The 676-nt window shown below is 73.1% G+C and carries 1 protein-coding gene and 1 pseudogene; both read right to left on the reverse strand.

All coding sequences use genetic code 11. The annotated features are described in order from the left end of the window. Window positions 1–395, reverse strand: a 395-nt coding sequence (locus AC1RQF_RS33430; RefSeq protein ID WP_492874418.1) for a DUF3540 domain-containing protein, incomplete at its 3' end; no start/stop codon positions are given. A 2-nt stretch (window positions 396–397) separates the two neighbouring features. Next, window positions 398–676, reverse strand: a pseudogene (locus AC1RQF_RS33435) (pentapeptide repeat-containing protein); the annotation flags it as partial.

Consider the following 676-nt stretch of genomic DNA (forward strand, 5'->3'; position numbering starts at 1 on the left):
TCGCGCGCCTGCACGCGCACGTCCTGCGCTTGCAGCAGGACCTCGGCCGCGCCGAAATCGAGCACGACGTCGGCCGCGTCACCACGCCGTTCGAGAATGGCGAGCACCCAGCATCCGTCCGCCGCCTGATAGAGCTGGACCAGATCGTCCGGCTGCGGCCTGACGACGCAGCTGACCGCCTGGCGGGCCAGCAGCACGCCGCCGGGCTCCACGTCGATCCGCCACCGGCCGTCGGTCTCTTCGCCCGTCACGCGACCGACCGATACGCGTCCGGCGGGGCCCGGCGAGAACGGCGCGGCAGCCCGCTTCAGCAGCGCGCGCATCGGTTCCGGCATCTCGCCGTCACTGGGGTCGACCTGCCGCTCGCGAGCGGCCTGCATCTCGATGATCGTCATCGTCACACTCCTCTGGCGCCCGGCTGGGCGCGTTGCCGCCACTGGCGGTCGTCTTCCGTTGCTGTTTCGTCGAAGCTCGCGCGCTGCGTATCCGCCGCGCGCCAGACCTGCCTGGATTGGCCGACCAGCATCCCCGCCCGGCAATCCGCGCCGTTCAGGCCGACCTCCTCAAGCGTCGCGCCGCGCGCATCGAGTCCCGCCAGCTGCGCGGCGGCCAACTGCACGCGCGCGAGCTGCGCGTGACGCAGCGCGATGCGCGGCGCGCGCAGGCCGCGCAGGTC

It is taken from the genome of Burkholderia sp. GW821-FHT14F03 (assembly GCF_058803765.1).